This window comes from Legionella israelensis (assembly GCF_004571175.1).
Lineage (GTDB): Bacteria > Pseudomonadota > Gammaproteobacteria > Legionellales > Legionellaceae > Legionella_D > Legionella_D israelensis.
In genome coordinates, this window is sequence record NZ_CP038273.1 from 511,936 (window position 1) to 534,262 (window position 22,327).

Consider the following 22,327-nt stretch of genomic DNA (forward strand, 5'->3'; position numbering starts at 1 on the left):
TTAATGGGAATTTACAGCACTTTTTGGACTTGACCGATTTTTCTGATAACTTCATAGAATAAATGATTTAAACTTATCAGTTAATGCGTAAAATGAGAATATTTATTAATATCACATTATTCGTCGTCCTTTTTGCTCATTTAGCAAGAGCTGAGATCATTTCTGATAAAGACTGCTTTTCATCTTTTCCTCAAGATATAAACATTAAAGTGATTCATCATGCCATTAAAACACAGCAAATCACTTGCGAACGTTTAATTCAATGCTATATTATGCGCATAAAAGCCTATAATTTAAGTTCATCCAAACATGCCCCAATTAATGCATTCACCACCATTCATCCCAACGTCATGGACAAAGCGAGGCAACTTGATGTTCAATACTCTCAAACAAAACAGTTAGCTGGCTCCTTACATTGTATCCCTGTGATCCTGAAAGATAATATCAACTCTTACGATTCAACAACTACTTCCGGCAGCTTAGCACTACTTGGTAATCAGCCCAATAAAGATGCTTTTCTCGTTTCACAATTACGAAAGGCAGGTGCAATCATTCTGGGAAAAGGAAGCATGGATGAATTAGCATCCGGAATGTTTGGCATCAGTAGCCGAAGCGGTCGCATCGGTAATCCTTATGACACCAATAGAAATCCGGGTGGGTCAAGCGGCGGTCCGGCGGCGGCCGTTAGCGCCAATTTTGCTGTTATTGGAATTGGTACTGACAATAGTGGTTCTATTAGGATACCAGCGGCATTTAATGGTGTATATGGATTAAGACCCAGCATTGGCTTAGTCAGTCAAAGAGGTATTTTCCCTGCCGGAAATCTAGATGGTGTTGCGGGTCCTTTCGCTCGTAATATAGAAGATCTTGCTATCGTTTTAGACGTTATTGCCAAAAAAGATCCCAAAGATATTAAAACTCAAACAGTGCCCAGAAAAAAGAGTTATTCATCTCTACTCCGTAAGCAAGGGTTGAAAGGTAAACGTATTGGAATCCTGCGTCAAGTCGGCAATGTAGATACGTTTAAAGACACGCCGAATAACATCAGGCAGAAATTTAATCAAGCCTTGCAAGTCATGAAGCACTCTGGTGCAGTCCTGATAGATAATGTTCGTTTACCATTATTCATCAATGATCGAACTCCCAATATGGCAGGTATGAGAGAGGATGTGAATGCCTATCTTAAATCTTTTCCTGCCGTCCGTAAAAGCATTCAAGATATATGTGAATCCAATAGAACAAGAGTTTTTGGAGATGCCGAGCAATGCATGAGTTTTTATGACTCATTACCCATCAAATATGGTAAACAATATGATAATGCACTGAAAAATTTCGCAAAAAACAAGCACTATGTTGAAAATATTATGAATCAACAACAGCTTGAGGCTTTACTCATCCCCATAAGCAGAACAGGAACGGCTACTTATGAGGCAAATGAAATCAATACATGGCTTGCGCCGGTTTCTTCAAATTCAGGACTGCCTGCTCTGGCCATCAATATTGGTTACTTGAATAAAATGCCAGTGGGCATTGAATTGCTGGGAAAACCATTTGCAGAAGGCAGACTGATAGAAATTGCTTATTCGTTTGAAAAAAACTCTCCTCCAAGAATTTATCCTAACATGCCAAAGAAAAATAAGGCTTTAGAAGGGTTAGATATAGCAAAATACAACAATTTACTAACGCTCATTGGCTATAGAAGTTATATTGAAGTTTTAAAAAACAATAAACAAGAGTCATATTGGCAAGTATTATCTTCTGATGTCTTTAAGGAAATTGTCAATAGAATAATAAACACCTCCTCTGTAGAACAAAAAAACCTGTCATCTACAGAAAAGCACATCAATGAACAATAATGTTCATCATTAATTCACTTTCGCCTTATAAGCAGAACTCGTTAAATATCTATAACAAATCAGTATATGGTTTGTAGTTAAATTTACGTACTTTCTGTAGATGACATCAAGTACTTTAAACCTGGAAAAGAAAAATGGGATGCACTAGTCTTATAATAATGCATGTTATGGATAGATAGACATGGAAAAAGTTCTGGTTACCGGTGGCAATGGGTTTATTGGTAATCACCTGGTCAATCAATTGTTATCCATGGGTATTAAAGTTCTGGTATTGGACAAATCCATTTATAAACCCACTTATTACAATATAAAAAGGGCTGAATTCATTGAGGGAGACGTATTGTCCCAAGAGCTTTTACATCAATGTCTGCAGCAAGTGGATACTTGTTTTCATTTAGCAGCCATTGCTTCTGGGTTATGTCCGTAAACTGCTGTAAATTCAGGTTGACTTTTTAGGAGTGGAGTCATCGCTAAAATTCGGTACTATTGAGTTGTGAAAAACAATAACTATCGAAGGAGATTAGCGATGACGGATTACAATATTACAGTTGGAAAGGAATTGCTTCCAGAACTTTTATCAAGCCAGGATGGGCTCGCAAAGCTTGTTGAAGGTGTATTGAATCAGGTATTGGAGGCACAGGTGTCAGAAAGTCTGGGAGCAGACAAGCATGAACGTTCAGGTGAACGTATAGGCTATCGTAACGGTTACCGTCCAAGACAACTATACACTCGTGTGGGACCAGTCACTCTTCAAGTGCCGCAGACACGTGATGGCTCTTTTTCTACCGATATTTTTAAGCGCTATCAACGCAGTGAGCAGGCTTTTGTATTGGCTCTGATGGAAATGGTTGTTAATGGCGTATCAACCAGAAAAGTTAATAACATTACTGAAGAACTTTGCGGTGCTAGTTTTTCAAAGTCAACCGTCAGTCAACTGTGTTCTGGTCTTGATGCAAGAGTCAGAGCCTTCAACGAGCGTCGGTTTGATGGTGACAACTACCCATTTATCATGGTTGATGCGATGTTTATCAAGTGTCGTGATGGTGACAGAGTCGTGTCTCGAGCAGCCTTGACCATCTCGGGTATCAGAAGTGATGGCTACCGTGAAATACTGGGCCTTCGCATTGGTGACACTGAGAGCTATGCTACATGGGATGAAGCGTTTAAATGGCTAAAATCTCGTGGGCTAAAAGGCGTGATGTATGTTGTGTCAGACCAGCATGCAGGGCTTGTGGAAGCGGCTAGAAAGCACTTTCAAGGTGCAACCTGGCAACGATGCCAAGTTCACTTGATGCGCAACATCCTCGGGCACTGCTCTGTCAGACACCGCAAAGATGTTGCTGAAAAGGCAAAGCTTGTTTTTCAGGCACCTGATATGGAAGAAGCCAGGCGTAGACGCGATGATTTTATTGATGCCTTTGAGAAAAAAGCACCAAAATCAGTTACCTGCCTTGAGGAGGCTTTTGACGATGCCATGGTAGTTATGGCGTTGCCGGAGAAATACAGGAAGCGACTTCGCACCACCAACATGCAAGAGCGAATTAACGAGGAAATCAGGCGCCGAGAACGAGTGATAAGGATATTTCCTAATGATGATTCTGCATGGCGGCTGATTGGCGCTTTATTAGCTGAACAAAACGAGCAGTGGCAATCAAGGCGTTATCTTAATATGGACGAATTTAATGACTGGCTGGCTGAGAATGAAGCCGGAAAGTCTAATGTTGTAGGGATGAATGCTTTGACTAAATAACGTACTAACTTGATAGGCTGAATTAATGGGAATTTACAGCACTTTTTGGACTTGACCTGCTTCTGTCCCGCTATGTGCCAGAGACTGGATGTATAGTCATGAAAATAATGTAATTACTTTTAATAAGCTTCTGGATGAGATAAAAAAACTATCTCATCCTGTGAAACTCATTTATGCCTCTTCTTCCGCGGTTTATGGAAGTAATAAAAATTTGCCCTTAAAGGAATCCCAAATGGTTGTGCCGGATTCGGTCTATGGTGCAACCAAGCTTGCCAATGAAATTTATGCACAAGTGATGCAACAGAATGACAACATCCCTTCAATAGGATTGCGTATTTTTAATGTATATGGACCTGGACAAATAGGAGGCAATTACAGTGGTGTAATCACTCTTTTTAAACAAAATATCGATAAAAATCAGCCGCTCATTATCTTTGGTGATGGCCGACAAACCAGGGACTTCATATATATCGATGATGTCATAGAAGCAATGATGCGGGCAGCCAGGATGCCTTATGAACACTCTGGTATATTTAATATATGCAGTGGAAAAGCTATCTCGATTCATGAATTGGCTGAGTTAATGGTGCGTTTAATGAATACCAAAATCCCTATTCACTATGAAAATAAAAGAAAAGGCGATATTTATCATTCCTACGGAGATAACAGCTTGGCTAAAGAAAAATTAAATTTTATAGCCCAAACCTCTCTCGAGGAAGGATTAAAATACTTACTTAAAGCCGGTAAAACGCTCACTTGATGGGAGATGATTGGCATATCTTGTATCGATTTCTTTAAGATCACATAGCTTTCTCTTAGCCATTCAATGCAGATTTTTAATTTTATTTGTAAACAACGGTCGGTTTAGACTTTTTAAAATACCCGGCAATTTCATATGTAAGCTGCGTTAAATTTTTATTCATACTGATAACAAGCGTTTCCGGAGCTACAGAAGATAATTTAATTTGATAATAAACCTCAGCTTTTTTAATGATTTTTTCCTGCTTATAAATGATGTATTCTGCTCTCAAAACACTATTGCCATGGATATCCACCTCATATTGGGAAATATTAAACTGCAAATGATAATCAGGTAAAAATTTGCTATCCCAGGGGGAGGATTCTACAATCGCCCCGGGTAATAATGTGGAAAGATTAGTGTCAATGACCCTTGTTACATTCGTAGTTAATGCCTCTGCCCATTGGTGATATTCTTCAATGTTCGCACGATATTTTGTGCAGTGGATAATAAGTTGCGAACGTTGAGCATACCCCGGTATACTCACTTTATCGATGCCAATTCGTAACCCATGATAACGCTTTACCTGCGCCGTTTCAGGTGGGATAGGAATTAATACATAAAACTGGGATTCTTTACTTCGACCGCAGGCCGTAAGTAACAGCACCAGAAACACAAAAGAAATTATTTTAAAGTTCTTCACATTTTCCCTCGTAATAAGGATTCGGGATGGCGTGATAAATAATCCATTAAATTCTGTGTTGAATAAGCTGCTTTACCCACCTCTTTTAAACTCTGAGAAAAATAAGCAACGAAAGGTGAAACATTTTGATTAAGGTTATTGGCCAGAATTTCAATGCTGTCTGCCATTTTTCTTAATGACTCTGCCGTTTTTTGTAATTCCTTCGTTTGAAGAAATTCTCTGATTTCGTCCAGGGTTTTTTTGGCCGATTTCAATGTTTCATCAAAACTTGTATATTTTTCAACCTGAGGAACGGTAGGAAAAATTGGATACCCGCGATAGTAATGTTGCTTTGATGAAGGGGGTTTATCTGTCTGAATAAGTTCAATACTGGCCACACCGGTTAAAAAATTAGGTTTTGAAATATCGGCAACAAACCCTTTATTAATTAAAAGACGTATCGGATTATCCCTGAAACCGGTTTTATCAACAAAAAACTGTACATAAACGACCACATCCACCATGTTTTTTAACGTGTTTTCCGTAAGCTCAATAAAGCTGACCTCGCCGATTTTCACGCCACGATAAGTCACAGTGGATCTGCTTTCCAATCCATTTAATGAACCTTTAAAAAACAGAACATAAGTTTCCATTTTTTCCTTAATATATTCATTATAAAAAAAGATAGAACCGTAAATTAATAAACCAAAGGCACCAACAACAAAGATACCAATTAATGTATACAGTCGTTCCTGACGCATTTTTGTCCTTATTATGTACTATATATACCTAAATAGGTGCCCAAAATGATTATCCATAACAAACTACGGGTCATGATGCTGGATACTGCTTTTCTTAAAGATACGTTCCGAATCGCTATTTCATAATAATAATAACCTGCGACCAAAGCTACAATGCTACAATATAACAAGTTTTTAAAAATGGAATAACCCAGATCAGCCAACGCCAGAGTATTTGTAATATGCCATAAATATTCCTGCGTATTAATATTCAAAATGTAATGAAAAGTTGAATAAATGCCGATAAGAAAAGCCGTAAGAGCATAAACATACAACAATAAGCCTGTAATAATGATGCCAGCCATCATTGGAATGATATATTCCAGTATAACTTCTTGCGGCATACGGTGTAATCTTTTAACCTGAGCATTAATTAAATTCAGGCCGGATTGAATGGAAAGGATAACCCCAATAAGTAATGGCAACAGATTATGAAGCATAATATTTTGCGTGATGGGAAGAGCATTATGCTGTATTTGAAATCGACTTAAAATATCAAATAAGCTTAAAGACAGTGTCAACCCCATCAACGCACTAATAATAATCATTGGAAACATCAACAATACTCCAGAGCGGAATATCGTTTTCCCCATGGTTAACCAGTAAACCGAGAAAGAGCCTGCAAGAACATGTATGATGCTAACAACAAGATGTCCCAAAAACCAAAAAAAGATTCTTATACTACCCAGAAACCGTATGGATGAAGACCCAATTTGTTGAAAATTATACATTTCCTGGCCTTATTAATTCCCTAAAATTTAGTTTATATTTTAACTGGAATAAAAAAAACCTCTGACTATACTCTTATTAAAAAATATAAAGGTAAACACTCATGACAAACAATTCTCTTGTAGTTATAACAGGTGCAAGTCATGGTATCGGAGAGGCATTAGCTAAAAAATTTCATAAAAAAGGTCATCCTTTATTGTTACTATCAAGGCACATTGAAAGTATTCCTGGCTTAACGGATGAAAAAGTAATGTATGCCCAAGTGGATGTCATCAATTATCAAGAATTTCAAACCGCAGTTGGCAAAGCTGAAAAAAAATATGGCAAAACTGAATGCATGATTAACAATGCAGGGTTTCTAAATGTCGGCGAATTACGTGATATGTCTGTGGAGCAATGTACTTATGAAATGGATGTTTTAATTAAAGGTGTTCTTAATGGTATTAAAATTGTTTTATCAGATATGTCTTCTCGAAATTCTGGAACAATTATTAATATTAGTTCTATAGGTGATCGACGACCTTATCCTCAAGCTGTTATTTATCATGCCAGTAAACATGCTGTACGCTCGATGTCAGAAAGCTTGCAAATGGCTGAAGGAAAAAATAATGTTCGTATTATGAATATAGCGCCTGCGTTAATAAAAACCGAAATACATAAAAGCATGGGCATCAGCTTTCAAGAATATTGTGAATTACTGGGTCATCCTGATTTTATTAACCCTGAAGAGCTTGCGAACATTATCATGTATTGCTGGGAATTACCACAACATATCTGTATACGTGATATTCTTATTGCCCCTACCAATACCAGCATTTAAATAACATTGCGTAAAAGGCATAAAAAATCAGGGTCTTTTTTTAGCTTCCATTTTCTGTTGATGTTCGCTGACTCCAGCTACATATCCAAGCATTTCAGTCAACACATCCGTGATGTCATCAACAGCAATAATGCCAACCAAGGAGCTATCACTGCCCACAACCGGTAAACGACGAACACCCTTCGTTTTCATAAGATTCAGGGCATCCAACAAACTATCATTTTCATGAATAAAAAGTACATCGTCTATGACGATATCTCTTACGGTTAATTTTTCAGGCTCAAGACCTAAGGCCATCACTTCAACAACGAGATCTCTGTCCGTGACAATACCAATGGGTGCAGGTTTACCACCTCGTTCCTCAACCAGCACAACATCGCCCACATGATGTTTACGCATTAAATCAGCTGCTGTTTTTACTGATTCTTCAGGCTCGACCATCACGACCTCCCTGTTACAAAACTCACCAACCAACATAAAGCACCTCCCCCTGTTTATCTTTTAATCCATTATTCTTTATAACTCATGAGCTTATAATAAAGATGACCAATAGGCCGCCAGCATGGTTTTGTCATAATGAGACAGGTAGGTATTAAAAATTCGTTTTGAGGTTTTAATATCACCTGCTTTGATTGCCGCAATCATCGCTGTTTGTGTAAACAATTCATTCTGAGCATCACTACCGCCACCAATAAAAATATCATCGATCACTGGTTTGAAAAACTCAGACGCTGCAATATAATCCTTTTTGGCAAAAGCAATGACCCCATTGAGAGCGGGTAGCGCAACCTCTCTCCATCGCGGATGAGCATTATTTTCAATAGAATAAGCTTTAAGCTTGGCGGAGGCTGCAAGAGCGGTTTGTTCATCTCCAGCCTTTACAAGGGCATAGAAATGATGCAGATTATTAAATGGTAAATAATGATCATCAGCATATTGATGAATATATCCGACAATATCCTGCCAAATAGTCGTATCGTAAGCCATACCTGCCATATCCATACGCCATAAAAGAGAAATGGCATCAATCTGTTCTAATACAATGTCGGGATAATTGTTCCATATATTATTGTTAAAATAATTGATGGTCTTTTGCTCATCTCTTTGTGCAAGATAATGAAGAGCCAAATGCCAATGATTGTGCTCACTTAATAACTTTAAAATATTTTTCCAACTGGCTTTAAAGCCTTCCAGAACCTCCGTGCCTTTCTTAATTTGTCCGCTACGCAAAAAATAATGCGCTAAAGCATGATGTGCCTACGGTGTATTATATTCAATGTTTACCGCTTCACTGGCCAGACGATAGGCTTCTTCGAGTTGATTATCAAGCTCATAAGCAAAAGCATTAATAGCCAAAAAATGACTGTTAGAACGATTTTCTTTTGCTATTTCCTGACAAAAAGTCAACATTCTTTTGGCTGTAACCACTTGTCCGGAGCAATAATTCAGCCATTCAGTTAATTTAACCGCCAGCAAATCCTTAGGCCACTGACGGGCAATGGCCATTAATATGGTAATAGCCTGTTCATAATTAAATTCTGACCAGGCTCGAATAGCCTGATACCACATTTTCTCCCGGACAGTGGACTCAGATAAATGTTTTTCTGCCTGTTTAAGATGTTCTTTGGCCTTTAAATCAGTAGAGTTTGTTTGTGCAAATAAATAAAAAACTGCCGCAAAAGTTTGCAGTAAAACGCTGTGAGTAAACTGTTTAGCCGCCATTAATATATTTTCAGCTTCTTGTCCGCTGCTTAATACCTGATAAGAAAAATGAGCCGCGGCTTCTTTCGCCTGGTTATTGGAAATAGACATAGGTAATTTTAATTCTGCCATTGACTTTACTTATTTAATACGGCTGATTAATATTAAATATAGACCATGCGATCAAAATTAGATCAAAAAAGAATCGGCATCTCAAGCTCTTTACAAGCCTGAGGATGCCAATACTGAAAAACATGCCTTCTATTCCGAAATGGACTCCAGCACATCACCGACCAATTTATGATCCTTTATATGTGTAGCTACATCGCCTAAAGAAACGATTCCTGCCAGATTCTTGTTTCTATCCAATACAATAAGTCGGCGAACTTGTTGTTTTTTCATGCTTTCTGCTGCTTTTTCAACCGGTTCATCTTCATAACAATAAAGAACATTGCCTGTCATGATTTGGTCAACGGATGTATGACTAATATCCGTATTATTTGCCAAAGCACGAATCACAATATCTCTGTCCGTTACTGTTCCTACCAATTTGTTAGTGGTTTTATCGCCCACAGGCAGAAACCCCGTATCCAAATCGCGCATTCTTAAAGCAGCATCTTTAAGCAGTGTATTAGGTGAGATATATTCCGGGGATGGCGACATAATTTCCTTAATTTGCATGATATCTACTCCTTGATTATTTATTTGGCAATTTAAGACTAGCAGCTTATATGGAATTATCAAATGAAAGGTAAATTTATTTGAATTTCAGAATGCATCAGCTAATCCATTGTATGCGGTAAAAATCATATATAATCAATATAGTACTATTAAATTAATAACTCATGAATTAATAAAATGTTTGATTTTCCGGAACTAAAGTACCCGGTTTGACGAGAGGTGACATGAGAAATTAACAAAGTTTAGGGAGAAGCAGCTATGTTAATGTCAATTTTTTTAGCAAAAGTGATTGGTTGGTATTGTGTCATTGTCGGTCTTTTTGTTCTTTTTCGTCAAAGAGAAATGCTTACCATTATGAGTGATGTTCTTAATCAGCGCGCTTTATTATTTTTCATTGCTCTGGTAACTCTAATTTTGGGATTGCTAATGGTCATAAGCCATAATATTTGGGTTATGGCCTGGCCGGTCATCATCACCATCATTGCCTGGATTGTTTTGATTGGGGGTATCATAAGACTACTGATTACTCCAGCCCTCGCCTATAAAATAGGTAATTGGTGGCTAAAAAGACCACATTATCTTACTATAGCCGCCCTCATTTATATCATTCTGGGCCTGTATTTACTTTTAAAAGGTTATATGTTTGTGATATGGTAATTTGACTGAGTCAGGACTTACCAACTCATGTTACGCAGCTTCGTCTTTTTTGCCTCTTTGGACGCATTTTGAAATTTCAAATGCTCATTTACTCCATGTAAACTACGCATTTGAAATTTCAAAATGCGTCCAAAGATTCTAAATACTGTGCTGCGTAACATGAGTTACCAAGACCAATCACTTCATTATAAAAACTTTTAATCAGCTTTTGATATTGACAGGAAGGTTTATAGAAACAGTACCTGGAAGCAGGCATTGCCCTTTATCATTACATGCCTGAAATATAATGCTGATGTTGAGCGATGTTTTACTTATTCCTTCAACAAGCTCAATCAAATTCAATTCAGCTTTGATTTCTACTGTTTGAGAGTATACCTCGAGATTGTTCCCAAGACAGGAATCGATTTTATGGCCTTCAGGATAATGAATGTTCTCTTTTATTTTTCCATCTGGCGTCTGAATATTTATGGTCGTGGGATGAAGAAAGGTTTGTGAAGGTTTGTTGGTGTTGATATGCCATCCTTTTTTAATATTCAAGATGATCGTCAGTTGCAGGGGCTCCTCCTTTTCTATCCTGTCCTTTAATAAATTGGCTTTCACATTAACTACACTGGAAGAGAGCAAATGTTTCTCTGAATCCGTCATAGAAACTGAATCTTCGATTATATAATAATCATATAATCCAGTGAGCATATATGGCAGCGCCTGAGGCATTCGGTTGAGATGTGATGCATTGGAACGCAGTATAGCTTCTACATGGTGAGTATATTGTTGCATGCCTGTTCCCAACAATTTGGTGAGCGCTCGAAGAGCAAGACTGTTTGCTGACGGCATTGCTCCATCTAAAGACTGCTGATAATGAGTTAATAAATAATCAGTCTCAGGATTACTGTAATAAAAGCGCCCAGATGGACTCCAAAGCTCTTCAATCATCGTATCAGCAAGAAAGATTGCTCTATCAAACCACAGTGTTTTTTTAGTCACCTGGTTAAGTGCTATAAAAGCAAGAATAACGGTAGCATAGTCATCCAGATAAGCGGAAAATTTCACCTTCCCTTCACGCATTACGTGATAGAGCGGCCTATCACCGCGTAAAAAATCCCATAAAGCCTGTCCTGCCCTTTCCGCCATGTTAAGGACACGCTTATCAGAAAAAACTTCAGAGGCATAAGCTAAGGCTTCTATCGTCAATCCATTCCAGGATGTAATGATTTTATCATCTAATCGAGGCTGTTGGCGTTGATTTCGCAGATGCAATAATTTTTTATTGATTTTTTTCAGTTGATTTATAAATTTATCGAACGTTAAATCCAAGGACTCGGCTAATTGCATATGATCTTTTTTGAGCTGCAAAATCACTCCCTTATAACTAAATTCACGCTCACCCAGTCTTTTTTCTTCAAGCCGATAAGTCCGCTCAAAAAATGCCCATTCTTTTTTATCAAGAGCCTCTTGCAACTCGGTGATCGTCCAAGTATAGGTCTTGCCTTCAAAGCATTCTGTTTCTGCATCCTCCGCTGAATAAAACAATCCGGTTGAATCCAACAACCTCTGTTTAAGATAAGCGATGATGTCCTCAGTCATAAATTGATAGAGGGGATTAGTTGTCCATTTAAAAGCATGGGCATAGGCATGAAGTAATTGAGCCTGATCATAAAGCATTTTTTCAAAATGCGGCGTTGACCAGGCGCGATCCACCGCATAGCGGTGAATACCGCCACCGACATGATCATGAATTCCTCCACGAGCAATGGCGTTTAATGTACGCTCCACCATGAAACGATTTTTCTCTTCCAGCATCAAAAATTGCAAGACGGAGGGTTGAGGAAATTTGGGGGCACCATTGAATCCTCCGTATTCTTCATCAAAATCATCAGCAAAAGCCTTCGAAGCCTGACCAATCAATTTGATAGGCGGAAAACTTGTTTTATTTGCTTCAGAACTTTGTGTTATTTTTTGCAAAGTACGGGTTATTTGTTCAGCCATTGCAAGTATGGTATCGGGATCGCTTTCCCATAACTGAGACAAGTTATTCATTAGTGTTTTGAAACTGGAATTATCAATATAGGTTGCCCCATAAAATGGCTTCCTGTCAGGTGTCAGAAAGATCGATATAGGCCAGCCTCCATGCCGAGTCATCAGTTGCAATGCCGTCATGTAAATTTCATCTACGTCAGGACGCTCTTCCCTGTCCACCTTTATATTAATGAATTTATCATTCATTAACTGACCTGTGCTGAGATCTGAAAATGACTCTCTTTCCATCACATGACACCAGTAACAGGTGGAATAACCAATGGAAAGGAAAATCAATTTATTTTGCTGTCTGGCTTCTTTAAATGCCTCTTCCCCCCAGGCAAACCAGTCCACAGGATTTTCAGCATGTTGTAATAAATAAGGACTGTTTTCTTTTGCCAGTCGATTTTTACCCGATTTTGCTGAATGATTATTTTTCATAATATCTCGTTAAGTAAGGTGATATTTCAATTGTTTATTTCCACTTCAGTAACATTAACGGCTTTCAAATATAGTTTTTGAATACCATAAGGAACAAAACCGGCAATCATGCCTGGTAAAATTTCATAAATCTCTTCACTATAACCTAATAAAGTCCAGCTTAAAGTCACAATGAGGCCAACAGCCATCATACTAACCGCCGTGATTTGAACAGGTCTTCCACCTAATGCATATACGACCAGCAAAGGTCCAAATGAAGACGCCAAAGCAGACCAGGCAATTAAAACCAGTCGAAACACTTTTTCATGACCAAATAAAGCTATCATTAAAGCTATGAGCGCTACAATCAATGTAACCAGCTTGGTAAACCAATAACTTCCTGAGGGATTTAATCGAAAATCATGACTAATAGAAGCTGTGCAACTGATGATTTGGGAGTCCGCAGTCGACATGGTCGCAGCAAATAAACCCGCCAAGACTAATCCCACAAAAAAATGAGGCAATAACTCTTTAGCAAGCATTGGAAGTGCCAGTTCTTCGTCAAAAAGCCCAATATCAGGAATTTTTAACCTGGCCAAAAGTCCGACGCCAAAAGTGAGCAAATAAAAACAGAGGTACCACAAATAATAATATACTCTTGTTTTCAGCATATGGTGAGGATCGTTGATGGCCATAAAGCGAATCATGATATGTGGCTGTCCTACAACTCCAAAGCCCGCAAATAACCAACCAATAACAAATAGAAAAGGTCCCCAAAAAGAACCTAAAAATAAATCAGGTGGAAAAAGGGAAAAATAAGTCGGTGATACCTGTTGTAATTTTTCTATAAATAAACGGAAGCCGCCAATATCATATAAAGAGACAAAAAAAAGAATGGCCATGGCAAGAATCATGACAAAAGATTGTGCTACATCCGTCCATATGGATGCCCTGATTCCACCGGCAAAACAATAAATGAGTACAATCAATGACCCAATAATGGCACCGACAGAATAATCCCATCCAAACAGTACATACAGTGCCTTGCTACCTGCTTTTAACTGTGCCGCTGCATAAGTACCAAGAAAAATAAAGGTCACTAGGCCTCCAAACACCCGGATCCACCGATAATCAGCTCCGCCCCATTTTGCTAATAAACTGGCATAACTTACTTCGTTCTTTTGTTCAGTTTGAATTCGCAGTTTTTTATGAATGAAGGTTGAGCTGATAAAATCGCCACTGATCCAGCCTATGAGTAACCATATAGTGGAAAAACCGATAAGATAGGTGAACCCTATCATCCCTGTAAACATATATCCGCTGTTATTCGTGGCCACAGCGGATAAAGCCGCCATCCAAGGTTTAATGTTACGGTTGGCAATAAGGTAATCCGTGGATGTATGCTTATTTTTCAGAAGTGATAAAGCACCCACTAGAATAAAAAGAAACAAAAAAAGACAGAAACTGAAAAGTATCATCCCTTACACTCGAACATAAAAATTCCTGTTAGATATATGGTATTTTTTTAGGATCTGTTGACATTTCGTTTTCCTGATCGCACTCAAATGCCTACGTATATGGAGTTAATGTTGACTCATCAATAATCAAATTTACCTTGTACATATTTAAATCATTCTGTGCCCTGGCAAAAAAGACAAAGAATATCGGCTTTAATGTAATTTCTGTCCATTGGGCACTTTTCGGTCTGTGGTAAGCAAGCAAATTTTACCATTCTCATCTGAGAAACCCACCAATAAAAATTGAGATACAAACCCCGCGATGTTTTTTTCTCCCAAATTAACACAACCAACGACTGTTCGTCCCATCAGAGTTTCAACGGAATAATGATCTGTTATCTGAGCAGACGTTTGCAGTATACCTATACCCTCACCAAAATTTACCCAAACCTTAAAGGCCGGTTTTTTGGCTCTTGGGAATTCTTCAACCTTCACCACGGTTCCAGAGCGCAAGTCAACACGCTCAAATTCTTCATAGCTAATACCCATTCTTACCCACCTCTGCTTTCAGTGATCTGAACAAACCTCTTGTCAAATTCAGGACAAATCAACGAGTGTCTTCGAGTCAGAGCGAAATTCAGGCACCAGACTCTTTAATAAAACAAACAGTTCTTCTTCATTATGAGCCATACATGTTGCATTGAGCATACGCATGGCTTGTGTTAATTCCTGCCAGTCCAACTCTCTAAACTGAGCTTTAAATAATTTCTCATGCTGGGTTGGCGCTAATTGCTCTGACTCATGAAATAATTCTTCAAACAATTTTTCCCCTGGTCTTAATCCAGTGTATTTAATCTGGATATCCTTTCCTGGTTCTTTGCCTGATAAACGTATCATCTGCTCAGCAAGATAACGGATTTTAATCGGCTCACCCATATCCAGAACAAATATTTCACCACCAGAACCACTCACCATGGCTTGCAATATTAACTGACAAGCTTCTGGAATCGTCATAAAATACCGCTGGATCTCTGGATGTGTCACCGTTAAAGGACCACCAGCTTCCAGTTGTTTACGAAAAAGCGGCACAACACTACCAGCCGAACCCAGTACATTTCCGAAACGAACCGTTATGAATTGAGTGTCTACGCGGGTATTTAAATTTTGACAGTAAATTTCTGCCACTCGCTTTGTCGTTCCCATCACATTGGTCGGATTTACTGCCTTGTCGGTAGAAATTAAAATAAATTTTCTTACTCCTATTCCCACACTGGCTTGAGCCACAATCTGTGTTCCAATGATGTTATTGTATATAGCTGTTCGAATTTGATCCTGCAACATAGGGACATGTTTATAGGCTGCAGCATGAAACACAATTTCAGGTTTATGTTCTGACAATATATAATTAACGGCTACTTCATCCGTTACACTGGCCAGACAGGATTGAACAGGGATATCCGGAAAATTTTCATTAAGCTCTTTTTCAATTTGATATAAATTAAATTCAGAGTTTTCAAGGATAATTAATTTAGCCGGCTTTAAATTCATTATCTGGCGGCAAAGTTCAGACCCTATAGAACCCCCTCCGCCTGTTACAAGAATTTTATGACCAACAATGCTCTCAGCAATTTTATTCCACTCAAGACTAACCTGATCCCTGCCCAGCAAATCTTCAATATTTACATTTCTTAAAGCATTTACAGAGACTCTGCCTGAAGCGAGTGCTGTGATGCTAGGTAGTGTCCTGAAAGGGACACCGCTTTTTTCACATTCAGACACAATACGCTGCATGGTGCGTGTACGGGCAGAAGGTATGGCAATAAAAATTAAATCCACGGCTTGCAAGGAAGCAATGGCAGGAAGCTCTCTTATTTTCCCTAAAACTCGAACACCGTGTACCTCAAGACCTTTTTTTCCCGGACTATCATCTACAATACCTACCGGTAAATACATTTTGTTGCGTTTTAAATCTCTAACCAGCCACTCCCCTGCTGCTCCTGCGCCAACAATAAGAACTTTTTGAATATCATCAGGCAGATGGCTTCGATCTTGCTTGTCCCAATAATAGCGCATGAACAGCCGCCCACCACATAATACAGTAACCAGCACAATCGAATATAAAGGGAGCACTGATCGCGGAATATTTTGGATGATGGATACTGAATAGAAAACCGGAATAACCAGGAAAGTTGCCGTAATCGCTGCTTTTAATATCCGCATCAAATCATTGAGCGAAGAAAAACGCCATAATCCCCTGTAAACACAGAAGTAATAGTAACAGGCAGTTTGCACAATGGTTAAAATGAGCAATCCTTCAAAAAAACTGGGGTATTGAATATCGGCCGCGGAAGGTTGCATATTAAAACGCAGCCAGTAAGCAAGGTACCATGCTATTGGAATTGCTGAGATATCAAATATAATCACAGGCATCTTAGCATATAACTTTCTTGTAAATAAGAAGATATTTTTTATCATGATTCCAATAAGTTTTTGAGCCAAAGCTGCCATAATACACCAAAATTTCAGTTAATGACATTCACTCTCCGGACTGACACACCTGATTAAAATATTGACATTTCCAGGCAGATCCCGGCCATGCCTGAAACTTTGTATGTCTGGATGGTATCAAACTAGATGCCTGATTATTCTGCATTGCGTGAAAGTTTAAACAATTCATATCGATAATAAGGCGCCTCGGTTTTTGTCTTAAACACTTTTTTCTTTTGGTAGTTCGCAGTGTTTTTTAATTGACGGTGCAGACAAAGATCCGCTGGCGTGTATGTGATTTTATCTGGTTCAACCAAGGAAGTAAGGATAATGACTTCCGGTTTCTGCTGAAATATATCCTTACAAAATTGTTGATACATTTGCCCTGAGTATTGAGTCATTCTTAAATTGTTTAAACAATAAGAATCAATAAATGAATGTGGGCTGTAGAAAGGAATATAACCACTATCACTTAAAACAATCGTTTTATCGGTGTCAACATGATTTTTCAACCAGTCAACCAATTCCTGGCGCAACTGTTCTCCTTTTATAGGATTTTCAGTAAACGATTGATAGTTATTTAATGTCATGCCGGGAATAAAAACAATGGCAAAGGTCAGAGATACCACATACATCAATAATTGATATAACTTGTTTTTTTCTGTAAAAAAATTCCCCATCAAATGACTCAATCCCAGCAAGGAAAGCGGCAATAACAAGGCAAAAGCGGGTAAAAAAAGCCGATTGTAAAAAGCAACAATCGGATCAGCGCCAAGTAATAAGAACATATAAATTATGCTGGGTAACAACAGAAACAGATAACGAAAATCTTTAGCCTTTTGTATGGCTGGCAGGCTCAGCAAAAGGAAGGGCCATGTCAGTTTCAAATAATTAGCAGTTAAAACGCCCCATGAATGTCCGGTAAGTCCCTTACAATAAATTGAATTGGGAAACAAACGGGTAAAATAATAATAATGCCAGAGAAAATAAGGTAAATAAAAACAAAGAAAAATCGCAGTAAAGAATTTTAGGCCTCTCCAGTATTTCTTTAGGCCATCTATGTAGAACAAAAAGAAAAACATCAATACAAAAGCCGGCGTTTCGGGTCTCGTCAATGCCGCAAAAGCCAGCATTAGACCACTCAAAAGATAATATATTATCCTTGGATCTCTGCGCTCTAAAGGATAGAAACGATATCCCAGGGCTCTGAATGCAAAGAATACGGCCCATATCATCAATGCTTCATAGACACTTGTCTCTAACCCACTTACAGACCAGACAATTTGTCCTCGGTACCATAAAAGCCACAGTAAAGGAATGAAAGACAAACGCCAGTTAAACCATAACCGACTCATTAGTGTCAGGCCAATTGCTGTTAGAACAAGGCCTAAAACACCTGCCACCTTAAACATAATAACTGGATTCAAACCCATCTTAAGAAAAGCGGCCGCCAAAACCAGAAAACCAAAGCTGGTGTATCCTTCTACAGGAGGTTCACCAATATTCCATAACAAACCTTCTCCACTTACCCAATGTTTGGCATAGCGCAGAGGGATGTACATATCATCGATGGTAAACGGCCAGATGGTGGCTATTTGAAACACAAATAAATAGACAATCAGCAAAGCCCATACGAAATCAAATAATCGTATTTCAACTCTCATTGCCTTAATGCCATATAGGTTAACAATACAAAACAAAGCAGATTTAAAAAGGATAATCCGTCAGATAAAAAGACATTCACAGGATCATCATTCTTATGGCTCAGGCTGGTAAGCCAGATAAAACGCCATAAAGCAAATGCGGCAAATGGTAGAGTCAACATAAAATAAAAAGACTCATTTTTAGCATATATGGTGTAAAGCAAGTAAGAGATAAAACTCCCAAGACCAGAGAGAATCATTAATGTTTTCAAAACTTTTTTATTGTATTTCTTTAATACCTTACGTGCGGAATGTTTCAAACCCAATTGTAACTCCAATCGTCTTTTACTTAGAGCAATAAAAAAACTTAGTAAAGTAACAGTAATCGTCAGCCACCATGAAATGGGTAAACCAATTCCAATAGTTCCGGCGAGTACACGAAGCATAAAGCCTAATGCAATACAGCTGACATCCATAATCGGTATCAGTTTTAGAAAATGGTTATAGGCAAGGTTAACCAGTAAATAAAAACTCAAGATCAGCAAAAGCATAACAGAAATATTCCAGGCAAGAACAAAAGCTGAAATCAGCAATCCTGAAAGAAGATACGTAGCGCCAGATATTGAAATTGAACCTCTTGCAAGGGGGCGATTTCTTTTTTGCGGGTGCAGAATGTCTTCCTTTCTGTCCTGAATATCATTGTAAATATAAACTGAGCTTGCGGTCAGACAAAAAGAAAGCGCCGCTAAAAGTGCAACACCAAGATAATTAAAAGCCTCGGCATAAAAAACACCGAGCAATACAAAACCTGATTTACTCCAATGTGATGGTCTTAGCAGTAAATAAAAATCTTTAAGTCTGGTCATTCTATAATCCTAATAGAACGGTAAAACGACTATATCATCTATTTCTTCGTTCGTTAATTGAATACGGGTAGTACTTTGATAAATCCGACATTCTGCACCATAGTATTTTTTACATTTTTTAGGGATCGAATCCCCGCCACCTGATAGCGGGGTCCATGAACTTCGCATAGACTGCGGTCGATACCATGGTAATTCTATTTACTCAAGTCATCGATTTAAAGCGACTTTAATAAATATAACGGTGCGCTTCTATGAGCTTTAATCTTATTGCTTTCCTTTACTTGAAAAATGGCTAAAGTGCAGTAGAAAACACGCAAATTTAATTGTATATATTTAAAATCATATGGTGCTCTATAGAACAGCTTCACGCCATTGAATTTCAACAATTTAGTAAAAAATAATCAAATATGTTTTCAATTAACCAATGAAAGCGTAATATAAATTTAGCCATTTTTGTCATTAATTCATGTTATGCCGCATAAAAAAACGAGGCTGCGTAACATAAGCAGCAGACAAACTACCAACATCGGACGTGAGGTGAATTATGGGATATGTATTACCAGTAGATGCCATTAAAAAACTAAAAAATTTAAGGAAAGATTATGAGAAAATCGAAGGCGTTGATCTGAAACAACCACCCAGTTTCTTCGGATTGCCTACAGCTCTTGGTGGAACAAACGTTTCTTCAAGAGAAAAACAAATTTCCCTTATTGAAAAAATCATTGCTGTTCTGGAGTCTAATCTTTTAGACGATGAACAAATAACCTCTCAGCAGCAATATGAAGCAAAATATAGCGCGTCTAAAATGATCATTGCCGTCTGTTTATACATTCGCTCTCAAATTTCTCCCACCTATAAAGTTCGTTCCGCCAAAAATTCCGATTTATACTCATTGCTCGATGAGGCTTTGGGGTTACATGGATACAATACAATGAGCGAAGAAGATAAAATTGAATGTTTCAATACCGCTGCACGTCTTATGTCAATTAAAGGTGCCTTCGAAGATGCCAATGCCACTCTCCTGAAGGCGGGTATACCCGTTTTCAGCGAAGAGGAATGGAATGAATTCTCCTCTTTTGTCAATAAAAAAAGCAAACTCAAGAAATCGGATTATGATTTTGTAAACTGGCCATGTACCTCCATTTCCAAACCGTTATTTGGCTACGTTGGCAGTACGGTGGGTGCCACTGCCGGCATTCTCTCTGGCCATATCATAAGTACTTCCACACCACTTTTTCCCTCACATAATTATGCTGCAGCGACTATCGGAAACGGCATTATATTGTTTGGAATTGGCTCAACGCTTGGAACTCCGTTCATAGCTCCTATCATTGCCAGTAAATTAATGGATACCTTTCTGCAAATTTTTCTGGCTAAAAGTCTGCACTACGCCATGCAGCTTGTTGGTGAGGGTCTTGGGGTCGCTATAGGTCTGCCTTTGGATTATGCTTACCATTTATTATGTAAAGCCTATGGTTCCATATATGAATATATGGGAGGTGAAAAACCCGCAGGCTTAACCGGATTAAGAATTATTGACGGCAAACAAATGGTTAATGGACTGGTGATCGAAACAAAACCTGTCAAAGAATCCAGTCTCACAGAAGAACAGAAAGAAAATGCAATATTAATCAACAGAGATGGCACTTGCACCATTGGAAATCACACTTTTAATATCAATAAAGACATCATGCCTCATGTCATAGAGGAGTTGGAAAAAAGGCTGTCAGAAAAATCCGCTTCACATAAAGACTTAAACGTCAGTAGCTCTGCGGTTCTAATATGAGTTTTACATAAAGACGTTCTTGTTCAAAAAAAATCACATCAAATTCTGTGCTCTTATTTTTACAACAGGTAAAAAATAGAGCACAGAATTACAGCTTATCTTCCAAGCGGACCAACTCTCTTAAAACAACTGTAGCGTAACTGCCAGCAGGTAATTCAAATTGCAGTTTCAACTGCTTCTCTTTCAGCCATTGCCAGGTCATGAGAGAAACTGGCAAAACCTGTGCCCGATAGGACTTTTTAAGACCTTCCATTTCCAGTGCTAAAAGCCAGGGCTTGAAGTCGGCTAATGCATTTTGCTGCAATATCAAGGCTTCTTTTGCGATTTTTTCCTCTCCCGTTCCCCATAAAATGGAGGCAGGTGAAAGGTCATGACATTTGACTCTTTGATAAAGAGTTTCGTCAATGATATCTGCCATGAATATAGAATTCGTTCCTCGCAATTGCAAAATATCACCTGAAATCGGCTTGTTCCAGTTTTTGAGAGCAACCCTCTGCGATAATATTCGATTAAAAAGAAATCCGCGGGCCGAAGAATAATAAAGGCCTTTTAAAAAGCGATTTTTTACTGGCACATTCTCCAAAAGCATGTGTTTTGCTTTGATAAGATTCTGGCTTCCATGACCGAATCGTTGATAGCCGAAATAATTTGGAACGCCTGTGGACTGTATATGCAATAAACGTTGTTCAACATCTTCGGGTTTATCAATAGCCCTTAAAATCAGTTGAAACTGATTTTTGGCAACAGCGCCTTTCTTTAATTTTTTATGATGCCGCTGACATTCAAGTACACGCCAGCCCTCTCCTGCCAGGCTTTCAACACCCTCGATATATTCTCCTGGGCAATGAACGGATATCCATTGGCTCGTTATTGCCTGCTTATCCTTCAAGCCGGCATAAGAGATGAATTTGAGCGATTTTTTTATTTTTCTGGATAAAGATTTAACCAATTCTTCAGTCGTCAGCCCGATTTTTTCAATTCTTAAAAACAGATGCTCGCCTTCACCGCTTAAATCAAAGGACAAAATTTCATCTACTCTGAAATCTTCAGGAAAAGTTTTTATAACCGCAGATGACGCGGGGTTAGCAAAAGCGTAACTCAAATCATGATAATCAAACATAAAAAAAACCTTTTAGTGCATATCGTCAGTTTTTTGAAGCAAAAATTTGCATGGATTAGCTAAAATGTCAGCTTGAGTGAGGTGAATAGCCAGTTCCATAACGAACTCAAGCTGATA

At 38.4% G+C, this 22,327-nt stretch carries 21 protein-coding genes; 7 read left to right on the forward strand and 14 right to left on the reverse strand.

From position 1 onward, the window contains the following. Positions 1-92: 92 nt before the first annotated feature. The 4 genes from E4T55_RS02220 to E4T55_RS02235 all read left to right on the forward strand — a co-directional run bounded on the left by E4T55_RS02220 (position 93) and on the right by E4T55_RS02235 (position 4,366). Positions 93-1,856 (forward strand): amidase, encoded by a 1,764-nt coding sequence (locus tag E4T55_RS02220; protein WP_058501872.1) that lies wholly within the window; start codon positions 93-95, stop codon positions 1,854-1,856. A gap of 181 nt (positions 1,857-2,037) precedes the next feature. Further along, positions 2,038-2,283: an NAD-dependent epimerase/dehydratase family protein gene (locus E4T55_RS02225; RefSeq protein ID WP_058501873.1), complete on the forward strand. Its 246-nt coding sequence runs from the start codon at positions 2,038-2,040 to the stop codon at positions 2,281-2,283. 99 nt (positions 2,284-2,382) lie between these two features. Beyond that, entirely contained in the window at positions 2,383-3,606 is a 1,224-nt protein-coding gene (locus E4T55_RS02230; RefSeq protein WP_115325208.1) for an IS256 family transposase, read from the forward strand. Positions 3,607-3,694: 88 nt separating this feature from the next. After that, complete coding sequence (locus tag E4T55_RS02235) at positions 3,695-4,366, forward strand: NAD-dependent epimerase/dehydratase family protein (RefSeq protein WP_058500734.1); 672 nt, start codon at positions 3,695-3,697, stop codon at positions 4,364-4,366. Positions 4,367-4,448: 82 nt separating this feature from the next. Here the strand turns inward: E4T55_RS02235 and E4T55_RS02240 are convergent, their stop codons facing one another. From E4T55_RS02240 to E4T55_RS02250, 3 genes are read right to left on the reverse strand one after another with little or no spacing between them, the layout of a single operon-like run. Further along, positions 4,449-5,048, reverse strand: a complete 600-nt coding sequence (locus tag E4T55_RS02240) for a PqiC family protein (protein ID WP_065235963.1) — start codon at positions 5,046-5,048, stop codon at positions 4,449-4,451. Beyond that, on the reverse strand, positions 5,045-5,788 hold the full coding sequence (locus tag E4T55_RS02245) for an MlaD family protein (RefSeq protein WP_058500733.1): 744 nt from the start codon (positions 5,786-5,788) through the stop codon (positions 5,045-5,047). Before E4T55_RS02245 ends, E4T55_RS02240 begins: the two co-directional genes overlap by 4 nt. 11 nt (positions 5,789-5,799) lie before the next feature. After that, positions 5,800-6,558: an ABC transporter permease gene (locus E4T55_RS02250; RefSeq protein ID WP_065235962.1), complete on the reverse strand. Its 759-nt coding sequence runs from the start codon at positions 6,556-6,558 to the stop codon at positions 5,800-5,802. Between the two features lie 101 nt (positions 6,559-6,659). Here E4T55_RS02250 and E4T55_RS02255 point away from each other — a divergent pair, with 101 nt between their 5' ends. Further along, complete coding sequence (locus tag E4T55_RS02255; protein WP_058500731.1) at positions 6,660-7,376, forward strand: SDR family oxidoreductase; 717 nt, start codon at positions 6,660-6,662, stop codon at positions 7,374-7,376. Between the two features lie 27 nt (positions 7,377-7,403). Here the strand turns inward: E4T55_RS02255 and E4T55_RS02260 are convergent, their stop codons facing one another. From E4T55_RS02260 to E4T55_RS02275, 4 genes are all read right to left on the reverse strand, one after another. Continuing rightward, positions 7,404-7,817 (reverse strand): CBS domain-containing protein, encoded by a 414-nt coding sequence (locus tag E4T55_RS02260; RefSeq protein ID WP_238583405.1) that lies wholly within the window; start codon positions 7,815-7,817, stop codon positions 7,404-7,406. A 90-nt stretch (positions 7,818-7,907) separates the two neighbouring features. Further along, entirely contained in the window at positions 7,908-8,606 is a 699-nt protein-coding gene (locus E4T55_RS02265) for a tetratricopeptide repeat protein (RefSeq protein WP_058500729.1), read from the reverse strand. Positions 8,607-8,633: 27 nt separating this feature from the next. After that, positions 8,634-9,209, reverse strand: a complete 576-nt coding sequence (locus E4T55_RS02270; RefSeq protein WP_058500728.1) for a tetratricopeptide repeat protein — start codon at positions 9,207-9,209, stop codon at positions 8,634-8,636. Positions 9,210-9,338: 129 nt separating this feature from the next. Next, on the reverse strand, positions 9,339-9,758 hold the full coding sequence (locus E4T55_RS02275) for a CBS domain-containing protein (protein ID WP_058500727.1): 420 nt from the start codon (positions 9,756-9,758) through the stop codon (positions 9,339-9,341). Positions 9,759-10,016: 258 nt separating this feature from the next. Here E4T55_RS02275 and E4T55_RS02280 point away from each other — a divergent pair, with 258 nt between their 5' ends. After that, positions 10,017-10,415 (forward strand): hypothetical protein, encoded by a 399-nt coding sequence (locus E4T55_RS02280; RefSeq protein ID WP_058500726.1) that lies wholly within the window; start codon positions 10,017-10,019, stop codon positions 10,413-10,415. Between the two features lie 201 nt (positions 10,416-10,616). Here E4T55_RS02280 and E4T55_RS02285 read toward each other — a convergent pair whose 3' ends face one another. The 6 genes from E4T55_RS02285 to E4T55_RS02310 form a co-directional block, all read right to left on the reverse strand. Next, positions 10,617-12,872: a DUF255 domain-containing protein gene (locus E4T55_RS02285; protein ID WP_058500725.1), complete on the reverse strand. Its 2,256-nt coding sequence runs from the start codon at positions 12,870-12,872 to the stop codon at positions 10,617-10,619. A gap of 26 nt (positions 12,873-12,898) precedes the next feature. Then, a complete protein-coding gene (locus tag E4T55_RS02290) occupies positions 12,899-14,329 on the reverse strand; it encodes a sodium/proline symporter (RefSeq protein WP_058500724.1) in 1,431 nt (476 codons plus the stop codon). A gap of 192 nt (positions 14,330-14,521) precedes the next feature. Then, positions 14,522-14,857, reverse strand: a complete 336-nt coding sequence (locus tag E4T55_RS02295; RefSeq protein ID WP_058500723.1) for a tRNA-binding protein — start codon at positions 14,855-14,857, stop codon at positions 14,522-14,524. A 48-nt stretch (positions 14,858-14,905) separates the two neighbouring features. Beyond that, entirely contained in the window at positions 14,906-16,783 is a 1,878-nt protein-coding gene (locus E4T55_RS02300; RefSeq protein ID WP_058500737.1) for a polysaccharide biosynthesis protein, read from the reverse strand. Between the two features lie 167 nt (positions 16,784-16,950). Next, positions 16,951-18,459 (reverse strand): hypothetical protein, encoded by a 1,509-nt coding sequence (locus E4T55_RS02305; RefSeq protein WP_058500722.1) that lies wholly within the window; start codon positions 18,457-18,459, stop codon positions 16,951-16,953. Further along, positions 18,456-19,304 carry a decaprenyl-phosphate phosphoribosyltransferase gene (locus tag E4T55_RS02310; protein ID WP_058500721.1) on the reverse strand — a complete coding sequence of 283 codons (849 nt, stop codon included), beginning with the start codon at positions 19,302-19,304 and terminating at the stop codon, positions 18,456-18,458. Before E4T55_RS02310 ends, E4T55_RS02305 begins: the two co-directional genes overlap by 4 nt. A 544-nt stretch (positions 19,305-19,848) precedes the next feature. Between E4T55_RS02310 and E4T55_RS02315 the strand changes: the two genes are divergently transcribed. Then, the gene (locus E4T55_RS02315; protein WP_058500720.1) at positions 19,849-21,090 is read left to right on the forward strand and encodes a hypothetical protein; all 1,242 of its coding nucleotides are present in this window, start codon (positions 19,849-19,851) and stop codon (positions 21,088-21,090) included. Positions 21,091-21,178: 88 nt separating this feature from the next. On the opposite strand, the gene truD is transcribed toward E4T55_RS02315, so the two are convergent. Further along, positions 21,179-22,210 (reverse strand): tRNA pseudouridine(13) synthase TruD, encoded by a 1,032-nt coding sequence (gene truD, locus E4T55_RS02320; protein ID WP_058500719.1) that lies wholly within the window; start codon positions 22,208-22,210, stop codon positions 21,179-21,181. Positions 22,211-22,327: the final 117 nt, after the last annotated feature.

Bases quoted from the DNA above. Each gene is read 5' to 3' on its own strand.
- E4T55_RS02220 (WP_058501872.1), top strand. From the start codon at position 93: ATGAGAATATTTATTAATATCACATTATTCGTCGTCCTTTTTGCTCAT.
- E4T55_RS02225 (WP_058501873.1), top strand. From the start codon at position 2,038: ATGGAAAAAGTTCTGGTTACCGGTGGCAATGGGTTTATTGGTAATCAC.
- E4T55_RS02230 (WP_115325208.1), top strand. From the start codon at position 2,383: ATGACGGATTACAATATTACAGTTGGAAAGGAATTGCTTCCAGAACTT.
- E4T55_RS02235 (WP_058500734.1), top strand. From the start codon at position 3,695: ATGTATAGTCATGAAAATAATGTAATTACTTTTAATAAGCTTCTGGAT.
- E4T55_RS02245 (WP_058500733.1), bottom strand. From the start codon at position 5,788: ATGCGTCAGGAACGACTGTATACATTAATTGGTATCTTTGTTGTTGGT.
- E4T55_RS02250 (WP_065235962.1), bottom strand. From the start codon at position 6,558: ATGTATAATTTTCAACAAATTGGGTCTTCATCCATACGGTTTCTGGGT.
- E4T55_RS02255 (WP_058500731.1), top strand. From the start codon at position 6,660: ATGACAAACAATTCTCTTGTAGTTATAACAGGTGCAAGTCATGGTATC.
- E4T55_RS02260 (WP_238583405.1), bottom strand. From the start codon at position 7,817: ATGGTCGAGCCTGAAGAATCAGTAAAAACAGCAGCTGATTTAATGCGT.
- E4T55_RS02270 (WP_058500728.1), bottom strand. From the start codon at position 9,209: ATGGCAGAATTAAAATTACCTATGTCTATTTCCAATAACCAGGCGAAA.
- E4T55_RS02275 (WP_058500727.1), bottom strand. From the start codon at position 9,758: ATGCAAATTAAGGAAATTATGTCGCCATCCCCGGAATATATCTCACCT.
- E4T55_RS02280 (WP_058500726.1), top strand. From the start codon at position 10,017: ATGTTAATGTCAATTTTTTTAGCAAAAGTGATTGGTTGGTATTGTGTC.
- E4T55_RS02285 (WP_058500725.1), bottom strand. From the start codon at position 12,872: ATGAAAAATAATCATTCAGCAAAATCGGGTAAAAATCGACTGGCAAAA.
- E4T55_RS02290 (WP_058500724.1), bottom strand. From the start codon at position 14,329: ATGATACTTTTCAGTTTCTGTCTTTTTTTGTTTCTTTTTATTCTAGTG.
- E4T55_RS02295 (WP_058500723.1), bottom strand. From the start codon at position 14,857: ATGGGTATTAGCTATGAAGAATTTGAGCGTGTTGACTTGCGCTCTGGA.
- E4T55_RS02300 (WP_058500737.1), bottom strand. From the start codon at position 16,783: ATGATAAAAAATATCTTCTTATTTACAAGAAAGTTATATGCTAAGATG.
- E4T55_RS02305 (WP_058500722.1), bottom strand. From the start codon at position 18,459: ATGAGAGTTGAAATACGATTATTTGATTTCGTATGGGCTTTGCTGATT.
- E4T55_RS02310 (WP_058500721.1), bottom strand. From the start codon at position 19,304: ATGACCAGACTTAAAGATTTTTATTTACTGCTAAGACCATCACATTGG.
- E4T55_RS02315 (WP_058500720.1), top strand. From the start codon at position 19,849: ATGGGATATGTATTACCAGTAGATGCCATTAAAAAACTAAAAAATTTA.
- truD (WP_058500719.1), bottom strand. From the start codon at position 22,210: ATGTTTGATTATCATGATTTGAGTTACGCTTTTGCTAACCCCGCGTCA.